Raw genomic sequence first — 19,492 nt, 5'->3', positions numbered from 1 at the left:
CGTCGCGCGCCGCTACGGGTAGCTGACCACGTTCACCGGCACCGTGCCGGACGGAGTCGCCGCGCCGGTGTCGTTGACGACGTGCGTGATGCTGCCCCGGGTGTTCAGCGAGACCGTGAGCAGGCTGTGCAGCCGCACGCCGGGCGCGGTCGGCACCTCGAACGCGTGGTAGCTCGACACGGCGGGGTTGGTGTCGAAGAAGCAGTAGCTGCCCAAGCCCCACGCCTCGTGCGAGGTCACGTTCGCCCCGACCTTGTACGCCGCGTACCCGGCGACGCCCGAGGGCGCGTTCCACGACGCCTGGTCCGGCACGTCGTAGGGCATCTCGTTCTGGAAGAAGATCGTCCGCCCGCGCTGGCCGTTCCAGATCACCTGGTACTTCTGGTAGTGCTCCACGAACAGGCCGGTCGCGAGCACGTCGTCGCCGTTGACGAGCACACCGGTATCAGCGGTGTTCGTGGTCCAGCCGACCGTTCCGGGGTTGCCGTGGTCGGCGCGCCAGGCCCACGTGTGGTCGACGATCGTGTCGTCGCTGTTCACGACCAGGCTCGTGGTGGCCTTGCCGGCGAGCTCACCGCCGACGCGGAAGAACACGTCCTGCAGCGTCGTCGGGTCCGCCGAGTGGTCGACGTGCGACCCGGCCGTGCCGACGGTCAGCAGCGACTGCGAGTTCGTGGTGCCCGCGTCGAAGAGCAGGCCCTTCACCCGCACGCCGTCGACGTCGGCGACGTGCATGGCGTCGACCCCGTTGTCGGGCACCAGCGTCGGGTAACCGATGCCGAGCACGACGGTGTCGGCGCGCGTGACGTTCAGCGTCTGGTCGAGGTGGTACACGCCGGGGGTGAAGAACAGGTTGCAGCCGGCGGCCAGGGAGCTGTTGATCGATGCCGCGGTGTCACCGGGCTTGACCACGCGGAACTGGCTCATCGGCAGCGACGTCCCCGGCGTGGAGCCGCCGGCCCAGCTCGGGCCCGACGCGTTGGTGCGCAGGGCGGGCAGGAACACGCGGTAGTTGCCACCGTCGAGGTAGAGGTAGGGCACGTCGCGCGAGACGGGCGTGGTGGCCAGCGTCGTCTCAGGCGGGTTCGGGAACGTGTTCGCCGGCGCGCCGGTGGTGCCGGAGAAGACCATGTTCCACACGCCGCCGTCCCAGCTGCCGAACGCGGAGTCGCGGGTGTACCACTGCTGCTGCGAGATCGACGCGGTCTGCCCGGACACGCGCGTGTCGGCCACGTAGCCGCCGCTGGCGAAGCCGAAGCCGGCCGGGTAGAGCTGCAGCCCGCCGCGGATGTCCATCCGCCGGAACGGTGCGGCCTGCGCCACGGCCCACCGGTCGTTGCCGCTGGAGGGGTTCACGGCCATGTTCTCGGCCGAGCGCCAGAAGTTCTGCAGCGCCACGCCCTGGTCGGAGGCGTTGAACGCGTCGACGGTGATGTCGCCGTTGATCGTCACGTCGTCGGGGTTGCGCCCGAGCCCGGCAACGGAGGTGTAGAAGCCGACGTCGTCGCGCACGGCGTAGGTGCCGGGCTTGAACAGGTGCGCCACGCGGCGGTCGGCGAACTGCGCGGTCTGCGTGTCCTTCTGGGCGTTGAAATCGGCGTCGAGCTGCGCCTGGATCGACGCGGCGGACATGCCCGGGTCGAAGATCCGCACGTTCGGCCCGAAGTCGGGGACGTCGGGCTGCGCCGGGCAGCCGGCCTGCGTGCCGCCGCCCTGGGTGAACGTGAAGTGCGGGGTGTCGAACTGAGGCCCGTTCTTCTCGTAGGTGAACCAGTAGTCGAGCACGCTGCCGCTGCCGAGCCCGCCGACGGTGGTGCGCCAGGTGCCGCCGCCCTCGGTCATGCGCACGTTCTGCTGCCCGGCGCCGGGCACACCGGTGTAGTGCACGTCGACGTAGCGCGCCGGGCTCGCCGGGGTGAAGGTGAGCTGCACCTGCTGCGCGCCGGCCGACGCCGCGGCCTGGGTGTAGTCGCCGGCGGCCGAGGCAGGGGGAGCGGCGACCAGCCCGGCCCCCGCCAGGAGCGCGGCGGTGGCCAGTGCCCGGCGCCATCGCGAGGTGCGGGATGGGGAGCTGCGGTCCAAGGTCCGGTTCACGCCGCGACACCTCCGTCGGTGATTCACAGACACGGATTTGTTGCAAGTCACGACAAAGTAACCGCCGGTCGGTGACCCGGACGTCACGCCTTGGTAACAGTTGTCTGGACCAATACGGCCGAGGGTGGGCCAGGCGGAAACAACGGTGTGGAACTTTCCCTCATTCGGACGGGTGACCCGGAACGAGTTACATGCGACCATTCGCGCTGTCTCAGCGTGATCGAGGGAGGCCGTTGTGTCGCGACTCAGGAACTTGGCCCGGGTGCTCGTGGCGGTGGCGCTGGCCGTTCCGCTGGCGGCTTCCACCACGACCGCGGCGAACGCCGCTCCGCTGCTGGCCGGCGGCTTCGTCGACTTCGGGTGCGCGCAGGCCCGCTTGCACTGCCTGGGCAAGGCGATCAAGTCGCCGGACGGGCCGGGACCGTTGGTCGCGTCGACGCCGGTCGGCTACGGACCGGCCGAGATCCAGGCCGCCTACGGCCTCGGCGGCCGGCACGCGAACGGCCGCACCGTCGCCATCGTCGACGCCATGGACGCACCGACCGCCGAGAGCGACCTCGCAACCTACCGCGCCGCGCGGGGGCTGGCGCCGTGCACGTCGGCCGACGGCTGCTTCCGCAAGGTGAACCAGCACGGGGCGGCGAGCCCGCTGCCGGCGCCGGACTACGGCTGGGCGGAGGAGATCAGCGTCGATCTCGACGCCGTCTCCGCGACCTGCCCCGACTGCCGCATCCTGTTGGTGGAGGCCGATTCCCCGGACACCGACCCGCTGATGACGGCCGTCGACACGGCCGCGGCGACGCCCGGCGTCGTGGCGATCTCCAACAGCTACGGCGGCGTCGAGGACCCGACGATCACCGCCGCCGACACCCACCTCGACCACCCCGGCATCGCCATCACCGCGTCGTCCGGCGATGCCGGCTACGGCGTGAGCTGGCCCGCGTCCTCCCCGTATGTCACCGCGGTCGGCGGCACGACCCTGACCAAGGCCGCCGGCACTTCACGTGGCTGGGCGGAAACGGCGTGGTCGGGCAGCGGCAGCGGGTGCTCCGCGCTCGAGCCGAAACCGGAGTGGCAGCACGACACCGCGTGCGCGAAGCGGACTGTCGCAGACGTGGCCGCGGTGGCCGACCCGAAGACCGGGCTCGGCGTGTACGACACGTACAACAGCTGCGGCGGCGGGGCGTTGTGCGACCTGCTGCTCACGCTCGGGCTCGCGCAGGGCGCCGACGGCTGGGTGCAGGTCGGCGGCACGAGCCTGTCTTCGCCCGTCGTCGCGTCGGTGTACGCGCTGGCCGGCAGCGGCGTCACGGCCGGCGCGCGGCCGTACGCCCACCCCGGCGGCCTGTTCGACGTGACCTCCGGCAGCAACGGCTCGTGCGGTGGTTCGTACCTCTGCACCGCCGGCTCGGGCTACGACGGCCCGACCGGTCTCGGCACGCCGAACGGCACGGCGGCTTTCTGACCGGGGCGCCGTGAAATTCGTGGCGTTGTGACCCGCCGCGCCCAGGGGGAGGGTGGGGGGACCGGTGGCGTCACCGGGGCGCCGCCACGACCGGCGGGAGGTGGATCGTGTTCGCTCGCACCACGACGATCCAGCTGAAGCCGGCGTCGCTGGACGACGCGGTCGCGCACGTGCGTGACAACGTGATGCCCGCGGCGCTGGCGACCGAGGGCAACGTGGGACTGTCGATGCTCGTGGGCCGCAAGGACAGCCGCACGATCGTGACCACGGCGTGGCGCTCGGCCGAGTTCATGCACGAGAGCGCGCAGGCGATGAGCGTGCTCCGGCAGCAGGTCGCCGAGATGTTCGGCGGGCCGCCGCAGGTGGAGGAGTGGGAGATCGCGCTGCTGCACCGTGATCACCATTCCGGTGCCGGGGCCGCGGTGCGGGGCACGTGGATGAAGGTGGATCCCGGGAACGTGGACGCCGCCGTCGACGTGTTCAAGATGACCACGCTGCCCGCGCTCGCCGAGTTCGACGGGTTCTGCAGCGCGAGCCTGCTGGTCGACCGCACGAGCGGCCGGTGCGTGGCCTCGATCGGCTACGACAGCGCCGAGGCGCTCGGCCGTACCGCCGAGAAGGCCAACTCGCTGCGCGCGGCCACTTTGCGGGAAGCGGGCGCCGAACGGCTCGACGTCCGCGAGTTCGACCTCGCCATCGCGCACCTGAACGTGCCCGAGATGGCGTGAGCGGTGTCCGGGCCGCCGGTGCGCGGGGAAGCGCACCGCCGGCCCGGCCCGTGATTCACCGCCGGTGAAGTGAATGCGCGGAATGCGCACCGGCGGATGGGGGAACGATTCTCCGTCGTGCCCATTTCCGGGCGACGAAGAAACGTTAGGGCTGCGCATTTCCCGCGGTTACCGTGGTGCGATGGTGATGTCCAGGCGCGCGATTCTCGCCCAAGCCACCCTCGCCGCCGCGGGCGGTCTCGTGTGGACGGCCGGCCCGGCCACGGCCACCGGACGCCCCCGCGTGGAGGAGTCGCTGCGCGCGGCGATCCGGCGGTTGCACGAGAGCCCGCACGGGCCGCCGGCGGTTGTCGTCGCGATCGGCCGCGGGTCAGGTACTTCCCTCTACACGGCGGGAGTTCCCCGGCTCGGCGCCCGCCGCTCCCCACGCGCGGACGACCACATGCGGGTCGCGAGCGTGGCCAAGGCGTTCAGCGGCGCGACAGCGCTCTCGCTCGTGAGCAGCGGCCGGCTCTCGCTCGACACCGCCGTGGGCCGGACCGTGCGCGGAATGCCCCGCCAGTGGTCGGCGGTGACGTTGCGGCAGCTGCTCGGGCACACCAGCGGCATCCCCGATTTCAGCGGAACCACCGAATTCCGCGACGTGCTGGTCGCGAATCTGCAGAATCCGCCGCCGCCGCGGGAATTGCTGTCGTACGCCGTGGATCCCGATCTGCTGTTCCGCCCGGGCAGCCGCTACGCGTATTCGAACTCCGACAACATCCTCGTCGCGCTGATGTGCGAAGCCGTCACCGGCCGCCGCTACGAGGACGTGCTCCGGCAGCGTGTGCTGCAGCCGCTGGGCCTGCGCGACACGAGCCTCCCTTCTGGTCCGGACCTGCCGGAACCCGCGCTGCACGGCTACGACACCACCGTCGCGGGCCCGCCCGAAGACGTGACGACCGCCGTCGCCGCCGGCTGGAGCTGGGCTTCCGGCGGCGTGGTCTCCACCCCCGCCGACCTGGTCCGCTTCATCCGCGGCTACGTCGGCACCACCCTGCCCGACCGCGACCCCCGGCTCGGCTTCCGCCCGGGCAGCTCCGAACCACCCGGCCCGGGCACCAACGCGGCCGGCCTGGCCCTCTTCCGCTACGACACCCGCTACGGCCGCGTCTACGGCCACACCGGCAACACCCTCGGCTACACCCAGTTCACCGCCGCCACCCCGGACGGCCGCGGCGGCGTCGCGGTCTCCACCACGGCCCAGATCACCCCGACGACCGGCCCACCACTGTTCGGACAGCTGCGCGAGGTGTTCGAACTGGCTGTCGGGGTGCTGCTCGCGGAGGGGTAGCGGCGGGTCGGACGTCATCCGGATTGCCGGTGGCACGTGGGCCAGGTGATGGTCTGGAACAGACGCCATGGTCGCGCCCGCGTTCGACGCCTACGGCTACAGCCTTGACGCGCACGGCCCGGGCGCCGACCGGTTCGTGGTGCTCAACGACGCGCCACTGGGCGAAGGTGACGGCGCCGACCTGCTGGAGACGACCCAGGTCGCGCGCGGCCTGGCCGACCTCGTCGTCGCGTCGCGTGCCGCCGCGCCTTTCGCGCTCGCCGTGGACGCAGCCTGGGGTATGGGCAAGAGCAGTCTGATGCGCGAGCTGGAGTCGACGCTGGCCGCCGAGCCCGCGGTGTCGGTGGTGTGGTTCAACGCGTGGACCTCGGGGCGGGCCAGCGCGCTCGAAGGGTTGATCAAGTCCGTGCTGCTGCGCTTCGACCGCAACCTCGTGCGGCGGGCCGTGCGGTCCATCCAGCGGCAGACGCACCTGCTCGGGGTGCTGCGCGCGGCCGCGCTGGTGTCGGGCAGCGTGTTCGGCCTCGGCCGGCTCGTTGACGAGATCTGGCGGGCGCTGTCGGTGGACGCCCGGTCCCGCAACCAGATGAAAGGCGTGTTGCGTGATCTGTTCGCCGCCTGGCTGGCCAAGGGTGAGCGAGCGGGCGACCGCCGCCTGCTGGTGGTGTTCGTCGATGACCTCGACCGGTGCGCGGCCGAGCGCATCGTCGAAGTGTGCGCGGCGATCAAGCTGTACCTCGACGTGCCGGGTGTCGTGTTCGTGCTGGCCTGCGACCAGGCGGTGCTGTGGAAGGCCGTGCAGGGCTCGGCAGCCGAAGGCGAGCCGGCGGGCGCGGTGGAATACCTGGAGAAGATCATCCAGATCAACTACCGGATTCCGCCGCCGAGCACCGCATCCGCGCTGCGGCTCGTCGACGGCTACTTGGAGATGTCGCGCACCGCGGGGTTGTTCGACGAGTCGATGAAGAGCGTGATCATCGAACGGTCCGGGCGGAACCCGCGACGGATCAAACGGCTCATCAACAGTTTCGTGCTGGAGTACCACCTGAACCGGTCGTGGGACGAGCTCGGCGGCGCGAACCTCGTCCGGGTCGTGCTGCTGCAGCACTTCTACCCGGCGTTCTACGGCATTCTGGTCAACCCGCGCGAGGCGGACCCGATCCGGGATTTCCTGCGCTACCACGAGTTCCGCGGCCGGGTGCGCCACGGCGAGGCCGAGGACCGGCACGATTGGCGAGAACTGTTCACCGACAAGCGACTCCGGCAACCGGACCCCGAGCAGAGGCCGCTCACGGAGTCGCTCGCCGAGCTGGAACGCGAGCTGCCGGCCCAATTCCCCCTGCTGGCCGCGGACCACGACTTCGTCGCCCTGCTCGAAAGCCTCGACGGCCCCGTCAACTCGGATCAGTTCCGCCGGCTCCTGCGCAAGCCGTTGACCGGTGGTCCCGCGCTTTCCCCGCCGGACCCGGCATACCTGGCGCCGTTGTCACAACCGCGGCAACCCTTGGCGGCGACCGGCCGCGACGTCGATCTCGCGGGTCTGCGGGTGCTCTGGATCGACGACAACCCGGTCAGCAACCGCCGGGTGATCGAGCGGCTGTCGAACGCCGGGGCCGTCGTGACGACCGCGACGGACCGCACCTCGGCCTTCGCGGCGGCACTGCGTGAGGGTGAACCCGACGTCGTCCTCTCCGACTTCACCCGCGACGGCGACCCGTTCAGGGGCGTCGACGACCTGGCCTACATCCGCGAGCGCGGCCTCTACCACGGGCCGGTGATCTTCTGCTCGGGTCAGCGGCTCCCACAGCTGCTGCGCCGCGTCGAGGAGCTCGATGCGATCGGCCCGACCAACGACGAGAACGAGATCGTCCGCTGGGTGGAGCGCATCGCGGAGGTGAAGGCCTCGGCACGCCCACCCAGCTAACCGGTGGGCCACACCACGCGACGGTGTGGCCCACCAACGCCGGGCGGCGATCGTCGTTTACGGCTGACGCCCGGCCGTGGCCGGCGCCCCGACCTCGGTCAGCCCCGCCAGCGCCTCCGGCAACGGGCCGCGATGCAGGACACCGAGGCGCTGCGTCGCACGGGTGAGCGCCACGTACAGCTCAGCAGCGCCTCGGGGACCATCCTCGAGAATGCGGTCCGGGTCCACCACCAGGACGGCGTCGAACTCCAGTCCCTTCGTCTCCGCGGCCGGGACCGCGCCGGGCACGTCCGGGGGGCCGATGACGATGCTGGTGCCCTCGCGGGCGGCTTCCGTGCGCTCGAACTCCGCCACCGCGGCGGGCAGGTCGGCGTCGGTGACGGGCCGGGACCACGGCTGGACCCCGTTGGCGCGCACCGACTCCGGCGGTCGGATGCCCGGGGCGAACCCGGCGAGCACCGCGGCCGCGACGCTCATGATCTCCGCCGGCGTGCGGTAGTTGACCGTCAGCGACCGGTACACCCAGCGGTCGCTGACATACCGCTCCAGCATCGAGGACCACGACGTCGCCCCGGCGGCCGAGCGGCGTTGCGCGAGGTCGCCGACGACGGTGAAGGAGCGGCCGGGGCAGCGGCGCATCAGGACGCGCCAGTCCATTTCGGACAGTTCCTGGGCTTCGTCGACCACCACGTGGCGGTAGGTCCAGTCGCGGTCGGCGGTGGCGCGTTCGACGAGGTCGCGGGTGTCGCGTTCGGTGAACCGGTCGGCGAGGTCCTCGGCGTAGAGGAGGTCCTTGGCGAGCAGGCCGACGTCGTCGTTGAGGTCCTCGCGTTCGATGAGCGAGTCGAGCACGTGGGCGGCGTAGGCGGCCTGGGTCTTGCGCTCCCGTTCCGCCGCCAGCGAGGCTCGGGCGTCGGCGGCCTTGTCGCGGCCCAGCAGGTCGACGAGCTCGTCGAGCAGCGGGACGTCCGACACCGTCCATGCCTCGCCGTCTTCGCGCAGCAGCGACGCGTCGGCGCCGGCCGCGCGCAGCCGTTCCGGCGACTCGTACAGCGACGCGAGCAGGCCCTGCGGCGTGAGGATCGGCCACAGCTCGTCGACGGCGGCGGCGAACCGCGGATTGCCGGCGAGGTCAGCGAGCAGGGTGCGTTTGAGGTCGGCGCGTTCCTCGCGGTCGTCGCGGCCCAGCCAGCCGCGGCCGATGCGGGTGATCGCGCGTTCGGTGAGGACGTAGCTGACGATCTCGGTGAACACGTCGCGCGCCTCGTTGTGCGGCAGCCGGCTCGCGCGCGCCTCCTCGACGGCCCACTGCGCGGTCTCGGTGTCGATGCGCACGGTGACGTCGCCGAGCGTGATCGGCACCGGCTCCTCCGGCGTCCGCTGCCGGTCGGCGATCGCGGCCGCCAGCACGTCGAGGATCTTCAGCTCACCCTTCAGCCGCGCCGCCTCCGGCCCGTCCTCGGCCGTGACGTGCAGGCCGGGCACGAAACCGCCGGTGGTCGTGAACACCACGTCCGTCTCGCCCAGCGACGGCAGCACGCGCCCGATGTGGTTCAGGAACGCCGGGTTCGGCCCGACGACCAGCGCGCCGTGGCGCTCCATCCGTTCCCGTTGCGTGTAAAGCAGATAGGCGACGCGGTGCAACGCCACCACGGTCTTCCCGGTTCCCGGGCCGCCCTCGATCACCAGCACGCCGGGGTGGTCGAGCCGGATGATCTCGTCCTGCTCGGCCTGGATCGTCGCCACGATGTCGCGCATGCCCTCACCGCGCGGCGCGTTGACGGCCGCCAGCAGCGCCGCGTCGGCGTCACTGTGCTCGCCGGTACCGGGCCGGCCCAGCACCTCGTCGGTGAACTCGGCGACCCGCCGCCCGCGCGTGTGGAACTGACGGCGCCGGCGCACGTTCTCCGGGTTCGCCCCGGTCGCGGTGTAGAACGGGCGCGCCGCCGGCGCCCGCCAGTCCAGCAGCACAGGCCGGTACTCGTCCTCCTCGTCGAACAACCCGATGCGCCCGACGTAGGACACGTCGCCGTCGAGCGTGTCCAGGCGGCCGAAGCACAGGCCGTTGTCCGCCACGTCCAGCCGCCGCACCTCCCGGCCCAGCGCACGCACGCGCACGTCGCGCTCCATGGGCGTCCCGCCGTTTTCCCCCAGCGCCGCCTCGTACTCGCCCTTCACCCGCGCCCGCTCCCCGTCGAGCCGCGCGTAAAGCCCGGCGACGTAGGTGCGCTCGGACTGCAATTGCTGTTCGTACCCCTCAGCCGACACAGATCCCCTTCACCATTTCCGCCGCGTTTTCGCAGGTCGCAGCTTCAGGGTGGTGATTGTGCGGCATCACCCGGGTCTTGCCGCAAGCCCCGGGGTGCGTTATAAGTTGATAGTGGCGGGGGAGTGTTTTTCCCGTCCCGCCGTTTTCCGGCCTCAGGAACTCCCTCGAATCGCGTCGTTCACGGTGGCCGACGCCCACCACCGCCACGAACGACTCAGCCGTTCTGCTCAGCCCACCACTTCCGCCCACTTTCCGGCAGCGTCGAAATCGGGTCGTAGTACGGGTACTTCCGCTGCAGCGCCTCAGGATCGGCGTGCTCGATGCCCGTGCGGTAGTTCTTCGTCCAGTACGAGATGCCCAGGTCGCGGTCGTAGTCGGCGAGCTGGTGGACCCAGCGCTTCCCGACGTACGGCACGTCGCAGACGATGCGGGGCGTGGCGTAGCCCGGGAGGTAGCCCATGATGGCGTGCTGCAGGTCCTGGGCTTCCCACACGGCGACGCGCCAGTGTTCGGCGTTGGGGATCATGTCGCACATGTAGAAGTAGTACGGCAGGATGTTCGCCTCGCCCTGCAGGGCGAAGCACAGGTCCAGCAGCGCGGCGGGGGTGGCGTTCACCCCGCGCATGAGCACGCCTTGGTTGCGGACGTCGCGGACGCCGACCCCCAGAGCCGTGCGCGCGGCTTCGGCGACCAGGGGCGTGACGGACTGCGCGTGGTTGACGTGGGTGTGGATGGCGAGGTTCACGCCGCGCCGCTGGGCGGTGACGGCGACGCGTTCGAGGCCTTCGACGACCTTGGGCTGCAGCCAGTGCTGCGGCAGCGCCGCCAGGGCCTTCGTCGCGAGGCGCACGTCGCGGACGGTCTCGATGTCCATCAGGCGCATGAGGAACGCCTCGAGCTGCGGCCACGGCACGTTGGCGACGTCCCCGCCGGACACCACGACGTCGCGCACGCCCGGGGTGCGCTTGAGGTAGCCGATCATCGCGTCCTGGCGGTCGACCGGCTTGAGTGCGAGCTTGTGCTTGTCGACCTGCTCGGTGGAGTTCCCGACGAGGTCCATGCGGGTGCAGTGCCCGCAGTACTGGGGACACGTCGAGATCATCTCCGCGAGCACCTTGGTCGGGTACCGGTGCGTGAGCCCCTCGACGACCCACATCTCCGCCTCGTGCAGCGAGTCGCGCTCCGAGTGCGGGTGGCTGGGCCACGCGAGGTCGCGGTCGCTGCGCACGGGCAGCATGTAGCGGCGGATCGGGTCGGCGTAGAACGCCTCGGTGACCTTCGCCGGGTCGCTGCCGGCGGAGGCGGCCATCGTGTTGAGCATCTGCGGGGGCAGCAGCATCGACATCGTGGCCATTTCACGCTGGTCGGCGAGCAGGTCCTCGTAGAACCGCTCCTCCAGCAGATCACCCATCAGCGCGCGGAGCTGCTTGACGTTGCGCACGCAATGCACCCGCTGCCACTGGGCGTCGCGCCACTCGGCGTCGGTCACGTCGTGCCAGCCGGGGAAGCGGCGCCAGTCCGGTTCCACCAGCTCGGTGCGGGCGTACTCGTACGGCTGGTCGTGGGCGGCAGGCGGCACAGGTTCCTGGATCGCAGTCATCTGTACTCCAGTCATTCGTGCTTCAAGTCGTCGGGAACGCGTTAAATTATCCTGCCATAACGTTCCCACGGCGTAAATCTTCTTGCACGGTGACTGTGCGTGCCGCAGCTGTCGGGACCGCCGCGGCACGCGGGGTCAGGCGGCCGGACGGATGTTGTGGTTCACGCGGAAGAGGTTGCCGGGGTCGTAGACCTGCTTCACCGCGGCGAGCCGGTCGTAGCGTTCCGGCCCATAGATGGCGCGCACCGCGGCGGCCGACGACCCCTCGTCGGCGGAGAGGAAGTTCGGCGACTGGCGCTCGGCCGTCCACGGCTGCAGCGCGCCGACAACGTTGTCGAGAGCCGCGCGCAGCTCCTCGGCACGCTCGGGGCCGCCGACGCCGAGCGCGAACAGCAGGAACGGCACCCCGCGCACGGGCACCGCGTTCGGCGCGGCGGGCTCGCGGTCCAGCGCCCCGCCGAGGGCGCGCAGCTCCACGCCCAGCAGCGGGCAGTCCGAGCCCGGCCCGGTGAGCTCGACGAGCGCGTCGATCGTCTCCGCGGTGACCTCGCGCAGGCTGGTGGTGCGGTCGTAGTAGGGGATCGGGTCGGCCGGGTCGAGGTGGATCTCGCCGATGGAGCTGAACGGCTTGTCCTCCACCAGGTCCAGCAGCACGGGGGCGACGTCGCGCAGCGGCGCGAGGAGCCGTTCGGCGTCGGCGGGCGAGCCGAGGTGGGCGTAGCGCAGGTGCACCACGAACGCGCCGCGCAGCACCTCGGGCAGCTCGGGCGCCAGCGGCAGCCGCTGCACCATCACCGACGTCGTGGCCTCCTCCGGCAGCAGCGGCACCCACTGGCGCCACGCGTGCAGCACCACGGCCAGGTCCTCGCCCGCGTAGTAGAGGCCGCCGCCGTAGAAGCGGGTGACGGGGAACAGGTCGAACTCCAGCGCGGTGACCACGCCGAAGTTGCCCTTGCCGCCGCGCAGCGCCCAGAACAGGTCGCGCTCGGTCTCAGCCGTCACGGTCCGGTGCGTGCCGTCGGCGGTCACGACCTCGATGAGCCGCACGTGGTCGGCGGCGTAACCGCGGGTCCGCCCGATCACGGGGCTGAGGCCGCCGCCGAGCGTGTAGCCGACGACGCCGACACCCGGCGCGGACCCGGCCAGCGGCGCGAGGCCGTGCTCGGCCGCGGCGTCGAGGACCTGCTGCCAGCGCGCGCCCGCCTCGACGCGGGCGGTGCGCCGGCGCGGGTCCACGGTCACGCCGGTCATGCGGCTCGTGGTGATCAGCACCGCGCCGTGGGCCGGAACCACGACCTGGTGGGCCGTGGCCTTGATCGCTACGGGCAGTGATCGGCGCCGCGCGAAGCGGACGGCGTTCTGCACGTCGGAGGCCGAGGCCGCGGCGACGACGAGCGCGGGTTCGAGCGGGTTGTTGACGTTGAACGCGGCGCACTCGGCGGCGTATCCGCGCTCGCCGGGCAGCAGCACCTCGCCTTCGGTCACCGCGACGAGGTCGGTGATGTCTTCGGCCTGGATGAGCCCGGTCACCGGGCTCGCGACGATCTGGTGCATCGAAGTCCCCTTGTCTCCCGCGCGGCCGGTCGCCCGCACCGCGCGTCCCCTTCGGCGGCCACCTGGCGGCGGCGCTCCCTCACGGACCAAGCACGTGCCGATCCGCCCGACCCGTTCAGGTGACCTGGCTCACAGGGGTGGAACCGTGTTCACGCGGAGTGAGGAAAACCGACCCCCGGCGGCCGGCGCCGGGGACGCGGGGGAGACTCGACACCGTGACGAACGACAGCACGACGCTCCTGCTCGGCGGCAGGATCTACACCCCGTCTTCCCCCGACGCGACAGCCCTCGCCGTCTCCGGCGGCACCGTGGTCTGGGTGGGCCAGGACGCCCCCGCCCGCGCGCTGCACCCGGACGCGACGGTGGTCGACCTCGACGGCGCGTTCGTCGCCCCCGCGTTCGTCGACGCCCACGTGCACGCCACCGCCACCGGCCTGCACCTGACCGGTCTCGACCTCACGCGCGTGCGCAGCGCCGGCGAGCTGCTGGCCGCCGTCCGCACCGCCGTCGCCGCCGCACCGGGGCAGGTGCTCCTCGCGCACGGCTGGGACGAGTCGGCCTGGACCGACCCGCGCCTGCCCAGCCGCGCCGAGCTGGACGACGCCGCCGGCCCGGCCCCGGTGTACCTCAGCCGCGTCGACGTGCACTCCGCGCTCGTGTCCAGCGCCCTGATCGATCTCGCCCCCGGGGCCCGCGCCGCCGCGGGCTTCTCCGCCGACGGACCGCTCACCCGCGACGCCCACCACCAGGTCCGCGCGGCCGCGCGCGCCGCGATCACGCCGCAGCAGCGCACCGCCGCGCAGCGCGCCTTCCTCGCCGAGGCCGCCGCGCGCGGGATCGTCGGCGTGCACGAGTGCGGCGGCCCCGACATCGCCGGCCGGGACGACTTCGCGGACCTACGCACCCTCGCCGCCGAACCGGGCCTGCCCGAGGTCGTCGGCTACTGGGGCGAGCTCCGCGGCCTCGACACCGCCCGGGCCCTCGGTGCGCACGGCGTGGCGGGCGACCTGTTCGTCGACGGCGCGCTCGGCTCCCGCACCGCCGCGCTGAGCAGCCCGTACGCCGACGAGCCGGGCACGTCCGGCGCCCTCTACACCGACGCAGCCGGCATCGGCGAGCACCTCGCCGCGTGCACCGAGGCCGGGCTGCAGGCCGGGTTCCACGTGATCGGCGACGCCGCCGTCGCGGAGGTCGTCGAAGGCTTCCGGCTGGCCGAGAAGGAGGTGGGCCAGCGCGCGCTCGCGGCTCGCCACCACCGGCTGGAGCACCTGGAGATGGTCACCGCCGAACAGGCCCGTGCCCTCGCCGGCTGGGGTGTGGTCGCCTCGGCGCAACCGCTGTTCGACGACGCCTGGGGCGGCGAGGCGGGTATGTACGCCGAGCGCCTCGGCGCCGAGCGCGCCGCCGGGCTCAACCCGTTCGCGACGCTCGCCGCCGAGGGGGTGGTGCTCGCCTTCGGCTCCGACTCCCCGGTGACGGCGCTCGACCCGTGGGCCGCCGTCCGGGCGGCCGTGCACCACCACACCCCGGCCGCCCGGCTCTCGGCGCGCGCCGCGTTCACCGCCCACACGCGTGCGGGCCACCGCGCCGCGGGCGTCAACGACGGGGTGACCGGCAGCCTCGTGCCCGGCGCGCCGGCGCACTACGCGATCTGGGACGCCACCGACCTCGTCGTCGCGACGGCCGACACCCGCGTGCAGCGCTGGTCCACCGATCCGCGCTCCGGGGTGCCGCCGCTGCCGCGCCTCGACCCGGGCGCGCCGCTGCCGAAGTGCCTGCGGACGGTGCGCGGGGGCACGGTCATCTACGACCAGTTCACCTCAGCCTCCTAGAGTTCGAGGCGTGGCAGTGACTGTCGCGGACCCCGAACCGGGCGCTCCGCACGAAACGACCTCCAAGCGGCGGAAACGACCGCGGTTCTCGCGCGCGTGGCTGGTGCGGCTCGTCGCCGCCGGCGCCACGGGCTACCTGTACTACCTCAGCTTCGCGCCGAGACCGCTGTGGTGGCTGGCGCCGATCGCGTTCGCCGGTTTCGCGCTCGTCCTTCGTGGACGGTCGCTGCGCGGCGCGTTCGGCTACGGCTTCGTCTACGGCGTCGTGTTCTTCCTCGCGTTGCTGGTGTGGCTGCAGGACTTCCTGGGCCGCGAGTTCGGTCCGTGGCCGTGGCTGGGGCTGTCGTGCGCGCTGTCGCTCTACTTCGGACTCGCCGGGGTCTTGATCCGGGTCGTGTCCCGGCTGCCGCTGGCGCCGCTGTGGGGGGCGCTGGTGTTCGTCGCGCTGGAGACGCCGCGGGCGTGGTTCCCGCTCGGCGGCTTCCCGTGGGGCCGCGTCGCGTTCAGCCAGCCCGAAGGCGCGTACCTGTCACTGGCGTCGGTGGGCGGCGCGCCGCTCGTCGGGCTCGCTGTGGTGCTCAGCGGCTTCGGCCTCGCGGCGCTGGCCGCCCGCTGGTGGGAACAGCGCAAGCTGCGCGACCGCAAGCTCATCGCGCCCCTGGTGCTGACGTTCCTTCCGGTCGTCGCCGGGCTCGCGGTGTGGCCGACGGTCGGCACCGACGCGCAGGACGGCTCGCTCACCGTCGCCGCCGTGCAGGGCAACGCACCCGACATCGGCATCGCCCTCGAAGGCCAGCGGGACGTGCTGCGCCAGAACCACCTCGAGGAGAGCGCGAAGCTGCTCGCGCAGATCCAGGCCGGCAAGGTGCCCAAGCCCGACCTGCTGGTGTGGCCCGAGACCGCCACCGCGGTCGACGGCGACGACCCGGCCGTGGACCAGATGGTGAACTCCTACGGCGTGCCCGCCATCATCGGCGCGCTCTACCGGCTGCCCGACGGCACCGCCCAGAACTCCGCGATCGTGTGGGACCCGAAGACCGGGCAGGGCCAGCGCTACGCCAAACAGCAGCTCGTGCCCTTCGGCGAGTACGTGCCCGCGCGCGACATCGCGCGGCTGGTCACCCCGTTCGTCGACGACACCGCCGACATGCGCACGGGCGACGGCAGCAACGCCGCCCTGTCGGTCGCGGGCACCAAGGTCGGCGTGTTGATCTGCTACGAGACCGCGTTCGACTACCCCGCCCGCGAAGCGACCGACGACGGCGGCGAGCTGCTGGTCGTGCCGACCAACAACGCGTGGTACGGACCGGGGGAGATGAGCTACCAGCAGCTGGCGATGTCGCGGCTGCGCGCGGTCGAGCACGGGCGCGCCGTGGTGGTCTCGGCCACCTCCGGGGTGAGCGCCCTGGTGGCCCCCGACGGGACGATCACCAGCTCAACCAGCCTTTTCACCGCAGACGCCCTGGTCGGCCGCATGCCGCTGCGGACGCAGACTACGCTGTCGGATCGACTCGGTGCGTGGACGGAGTACGGACTGCTGGCACTGGCGATCGCCGGTGTCGCCGGCGGGTTCGTACTCCGTTTTCGCACTCGGCGCGCGAGCGCCGGCACGACAGCAGGGGACGCGGCGGGCTGAACCGCCGGATTCGGAGGAGACGGATGGCGCAGGCGCCGCGGGGGGCCGAAGGAATCGAGCCGGTGCTGGTGGTGATCCCGACCTACAACGAGCGGGAGAACCTGGGCCCGGTTCTGGACCGGCTCCACAAGGCACTCCCGGACGTCCACGTGCTCGTCGTCGACGACGGCAGCCCGGACGGCACCGGTGAGCTCGCCGACGAGCGGGCCGCCGCCGACGAGCGCGTCCACGTGCTCCACCGGACGGAGAAGGCGGGGCTGGGCAAGGCCTACATCGCCGGGTTCCGCTGGGGCCTGGCGCAGGGCTACGCCACGTTCGTCGAGATGGACGCCGACGGCTCGCACGCCCCGGAGGACCTGCCGCGGATCCTGGACGCCGTCGCGGACACCGACCTGTCCATCGGCTCGCGCTACGTGCCCGGCGGCAGCACGGTCAACTGGCCGCTGAGCCGGCAGCTGCTCTCGCGCGGCGCGAACCTGTACTCGCGCATCGCCCTGGGCCTCAAGGTGTCCGACATGACGGCCGGCTTCCGCGCCTACCGCCGTCCGGTGCTGGAGAAGCTCGAGCTCGACGAGATCGCCTCCCACGGCTACTGCTTCCAGATCGACCTCACCCGCCGCACCGCCGACGCGGGCTTCGACATCGTCGAGGTCCCCATCACCTTCACCGACCGCGAGATCGGCCAGTCGAAGATGAGCGGCGACATCATGCGCGAAGCCTTCTTCCGCGTCGCCGAGTGGGGCGTGAAGCGGCGCCTGGAGCAGGTCAAGCGCCTGCTCGGCCGCCACTGACGCACCCGAGAACCACGAACGTCGGCCGTCCCGATCCGGGGTGGCCGACGTTCGCATGTCCGGAGGAACTGTGCTGGTGCTGGCCTTCTCCGGCCAGTCACGCAGGCCTCCGGCTCGCAGTGAAGCGGCGCTTCGGGTGACGGGTCAGCGTGCGCCGGGTTTGGGGAGCCGGACGCCGGCGGCCAGCAGGCGGGCTTCGAGGAGCGCGGTGAGGCGGGCCGCGGCCGATTCGTGTTGTTCGCGGTGGTGGGCGACCAGCCGGTAGCGCGTGGCGGCTTCGGTGCGGGCTTGCAGGCCGGTGACGATCCTGAGCTGCGCGGGGTTGGCGAGGTAGTGCTCGGCGAGGTCGGCGGCCAGTTCGGCGACGCGGGGGTCGTCCGGTGCCCAGGCGGCCAGCTCGGCGGTGCGCCGGGTCAGCTCGACGAAACGCGGGTCCTGCAGTGCGTGTTCGATGTCGGTGAGGTAGTCGTCGAAGCGTTCGGGGACCAGGGCCTTGGCCAGGACGAAGGACTCGCAGGCGGTTTGCACGTCGTACGGGGTGAAGCCGAGGGTGGGCATTCCCTCCAGCATGGCCAGGGCGCGGTCGGGCAGCAGGGTCCGGTCGCCGGAGGCGAGCCGGTGGAGGGTGTCCCGGCGCTCGGTCAGCTCGGCGATCCGGTCGGTGAGGTGCTGCTCGACGTCGACGAGGGCGGCGGCGAAGGACTCGGCGTCCGAGGCAAGCAGCGGGCCGATGTCGGCCAGTGGCACCCCGGCGGCGGCCAGCGTCTTGACCTGCACCAGCCGCAACAGCTCGGCCGAGCCGTATCGCCGGTAGCCCGAGCCGTCGCGCGCGGGCTCGTCGACCAGGCCGAGCTTGTGGTAGTGCCGCACCGTTTTGATCGTGATGCCGGCGAACGCGGCCGCCTGGCCGATGGTCACCCCGTCCGTCATCGCCTCAGCGCACCTGGTGGCCGTGTGCGTCGGCGGTCTCCCGCACGGCGGCGGCGACCGCCCGGAAGTCCTTGCGCAGGATCTGCGTGTGGTTGCTCCCGACCTTCGCGCTGACCCGCAGGTTCGGGTTGCGGCGCAGGACCGGGTCGAGCGAGGCCCGCATCTGCTCCATCTCCTCCGCGCCACCACCGAGGTTCGCGCCCGTGGCGAGAACGTAGCGCACCGGGCAGGCCAGCCGGTCCAGGACGGGTTCGAGGGCCGCGCAGACCTCGTTGATCTCGATGTTGACCTCCGCGTGCTGAGCGGCACTCATCGAGGCGGCCAGCCCGAACGGACGCGCGAGCGGCAGAACCAGCCGCATCTTCCGGAAGATGCGCCGGATCTGCTCCCGGCCTTCCTCGCCGGTATGCCCCCACGGAACCGCGCCGTCGACCGAGACCACGCCGGTGACCCGGTCCGGGTGCCGGTCGGCCCAGTGCACGGCGAGCGCCGCGCCGTAGGACCAGCCGACCAGGAGGGGCCGGTCGACCCCGGTCGCCTCGACTACCGCGTCGACGTCGCGAAGGCACCCCTCGAAGGAGTAGTCCGCCGAGCGCTTCGACCGGCCACGCGCCCGTTCGTCGTAGGTGATGTGTCTCCAGCCGGGGCCGAGCTCGGCGATCACGCGCCGCCAGGACCGCTGGGCTGCGAAGGAGCCGTTGAGGAAAACGACGGGACGGCCGGGGCCGTGGCTGTCGCTCACGAACAGTGCGGTGTCGTCGACCGGGACCAGGCCCGACCACGGTGAAGGAGGAGTCATGCACGCACCATCCACGTTGACCTCGGGTCAAGGTCAAGGTCAAGGGACGACATCGGGGGTGTCAGCGCCCGGACATGCGATCGGCCCCCGTGGAGGGAGGTCACGGGGGCCGATCGATCGGGGGATGGGTGGGAGCCAGCTACTGGCCGAAACTCACGCGGACCGGCTGGTCCGGCGTCCCTTGAGTTCGGCGAGACGTTCGTTCAGCAGGTCCTCGAGCTCGGGAATGGAGCGGCGCTCCAGAAGCATGTCCCAGTGCGTCCTGGGGGGCTTGGTCTTCTTCTGCTCGGGCTGCCCGCCGTCGACGATCTCGCTCTCGCTGCCGTGCAGGCGGCACTCCCAGACGGTCGGGATCTCGGCGTCGTCGGAGAACGGCACCTCGAACTCGTGGTTCTTGGGGCACGCGTAGCGCACGGTTCGGCGCGGGGCGAGGTCGTGATTGCGGTCGGTCTCGTAGCTGACCGCTCCCAGCCGGCTTCCACGGAGAACACGGTCGGCCATGATGGGGTCCTTTCAGTCAGCTCCGGGTGGAGCCAG

General features: G+C 71.9%; 14 protein-coding genes. 7 read left to right on the top strand and 7 right to left on the bottom strand.

From position 1 onward, the window contains the following. Positions 1-12: 12 nt before the first annotated feature. Positions 13-2,094 (bottom strand): hypothetical protein, encoded by a 2,082-nt coding sequence (locus tag ACQPXB_RS25380; protein ID WP_432844675.1) that lies wholly within the window; start codon positions 2,092-2,094, stop codon positions 13-15. Between the two features lie 235 nt (positions 2,095-2,329). On the opposite strand from ACQPXB_RS25380, the gene ACQPXB_RS25375 reads away from it, so the two are divergent. The 4 genes from ACQPXB_RS25375 to ACQPXB_RS25360 all read left to right on the top strand — a co-directional run bounded on the left by ACQPXB_RS25375 (position 2,330) and on the right by ACQPXB_RS25360 (position 7,544). Beyond that, positions 2,330-3,559: a S53 family peptidase gene (locus ACQPXB_RS25375; RefSeq protein WP_432844674.1), complete on the top strand. Its 1,230-nt coding sequence runs from the start codon at positions 2,330-2,332 to the stop codon at positions 3,557-3,559. A gap of 107 nt (positions 3,560-3,666) precedes the next feature. Next, positions 3,667-4,287 (top strand): hypothetical protein, encoded by a 621-nt coding sequence (locus ACQPXB_RS25370; RefSeq protein WP_366576118.1) that lies wholly within the window; start codon positions 3,667-3,669, stop codon positions 4,285-4,287. Between the two features lie 181 nt (positions 4,288-4,468). After that, positions 4,469-5,620: a serine hydrolase domain-containing protein gene (locus tag ACQPXB_RS25365; protein ID WP_432844673.1), complete on the top strand. Its 1,152-nt coding sequence runs from the start codon at positions 4,469-4,471 to the stop codon at positions 5,618-5,620. Positions 5,621-5,687: 67 nt separating this feature from the next. Then, a complete protein-coding gene (locus tag ACQPXB_RS25360; protein ID WP_432844672.1) occupies positions 5,688-7,544 on the top strand; it encodes a P-loop NTPase fold protein in 1,857 nt (618 codons plus the stop codon). A 57-nt stretch (positions 7,545-7,601) separates the two neighbouring features. Here ACQPXB_RS25360 and helR read toward each other — a convergent pair whose 3' ends face one another. From helR to ACQPXB_RS25345, 3 genes are all read right to left on the bottom strand, one after another. Further along, positions 7,602-9,812, bottom strand: coding sequence for an RNA polymerase recycling motor ATPase HelR (helR, locus tag ACQPXB_RS25355; protein ID WP_432844671.1), 2,211 nt, complete (start codon positions 9,810-9,812; stop codon positions 7,602-7,604). Positions 9,813-10,027: 215 nt separating this feature from the next. Then, positions 10,028-11,413, bottom strand: coding sequence for a KamA family radical SAM protein (locus ACQPXB_RS25350; protein WP_432844670.1), 1,386 nt, complete (start codon positions 11,411-11,413; stop codon positions 10,028-10,030). Positions 11,414-11,548: 135 nt separating this feature from the next. Further along, the gene (locus ACQPXB_RS25345; protein ID WP_432844669.1) at positions 11,549-12,967 is read right to left on the bottom strand and encodes an FAD-binding oxidoreductase; all 1,419 of its coding nucleotides are present in this window, start codon (positions 12,965-12,967) and stop codon (positions 11,549-11,551) included. Between the two features lie 215 nt (positions 12,968-13,182). On the opposite strand from ACQPXB_RS25345, the gene ACQPXB_RS25340 reads away from it, so the two are divergent. From ACQPXB_RS25340 to ACQPXB_RS25330, 3 genes are read left to right on the top strand one after another with little or no spacing between them, the layout of a single operon-like run. Further along, positions 13,183-14,799, top strand: coding sequence for an amidohydrolase (locus ACQPXB_RS25340; protein ID WP_432844668.1), 1,617 nt, complete (start codon positions 13,183-13,185; stop codon positions 14,797-14,799). A gap of 10 nt (positions 14,800-14,809) precedes the next feature. Further along, a complete protein-coding gene (gene lnt / locus ACQPXB_RS25335) occupies positions 14,810-16,435 on the top strand; it encodes an apolipoprotein N-acyltransferase (RefSeq protein ID WP_432844667.1) in 1,626 nt (541 codons plus the stop codon). Between the two features lie 23 nt (positions 16,436-16,458). Further along, complete coding sequence (locus ACQPXB_RS25330; protein WP_360601452.1) at positions 16,459-17,226, top strand: polyprenol monophosphomannose synthase; 768 nt, start codon at positions 16,459-16,461, stop codon at positions 17,224-17,226. A gap of 144 nt (positions 17,227-17,370) precedes the next feature. Here ACQPXB_RS25330 and ACQPXB_RS25325 read toward each other — a convergent pair whose 3' ends face one another. From ACQPXB_RS25325 to ACQPXB_RS25315, 3 genes are all read right to left on the bottom strand, one after another. Further along, on the bottom strand, positions 17,371-18,156 hold the full coding sequence (locus ACQPXB_RS25325; protein ID WP_432844666.1) for a MerR family transcriptional regulator: 786 nt from the start codon (positions 18,154-18,156) through the stop codon (positions 17,371-17,373). A 4-nt stretch (positions 18,157-18,160) separates the two neighbouring features. Further along, complete coding sequence (locus ACQPXB_RS25320) at positions 18,161-18,955, bottom strand: alpha/beta fold hydrolase (RefSeq protein WP_432844665.1); 795 nt, start codon at positions 18,953-18,955, stop codon at positions 18,161-18,163. Positions 18,956-19,108: 153 nt separating this feature from the next. Further along, positions 19,109-19,456: an RNA polymerase-binding protein RbpA gene (locus ACQPXB_RS25315; protein ID WP_091613651.1), complete on the bottom strand. Its 348-nt coding sequence runs from the start codon at positions 19,454-19,456 to the stop codon at positions 19,109-19,111. Positions 19,457-19,492 lie beyond the last annotated feature (36 nt).

The organism is Amycolatopsis sp. CA-161197 (assembly GCF_050942255.1).
Taxonomy (GTDB): Bacteria; Actinomycetota; Actinomycetes; order Mycobacteriales; family Pseudonocardiaceae; genus Amycolatopsis.
This window is presented reverse-complemented; position numbering and strand designations above follow the sequence as displayed.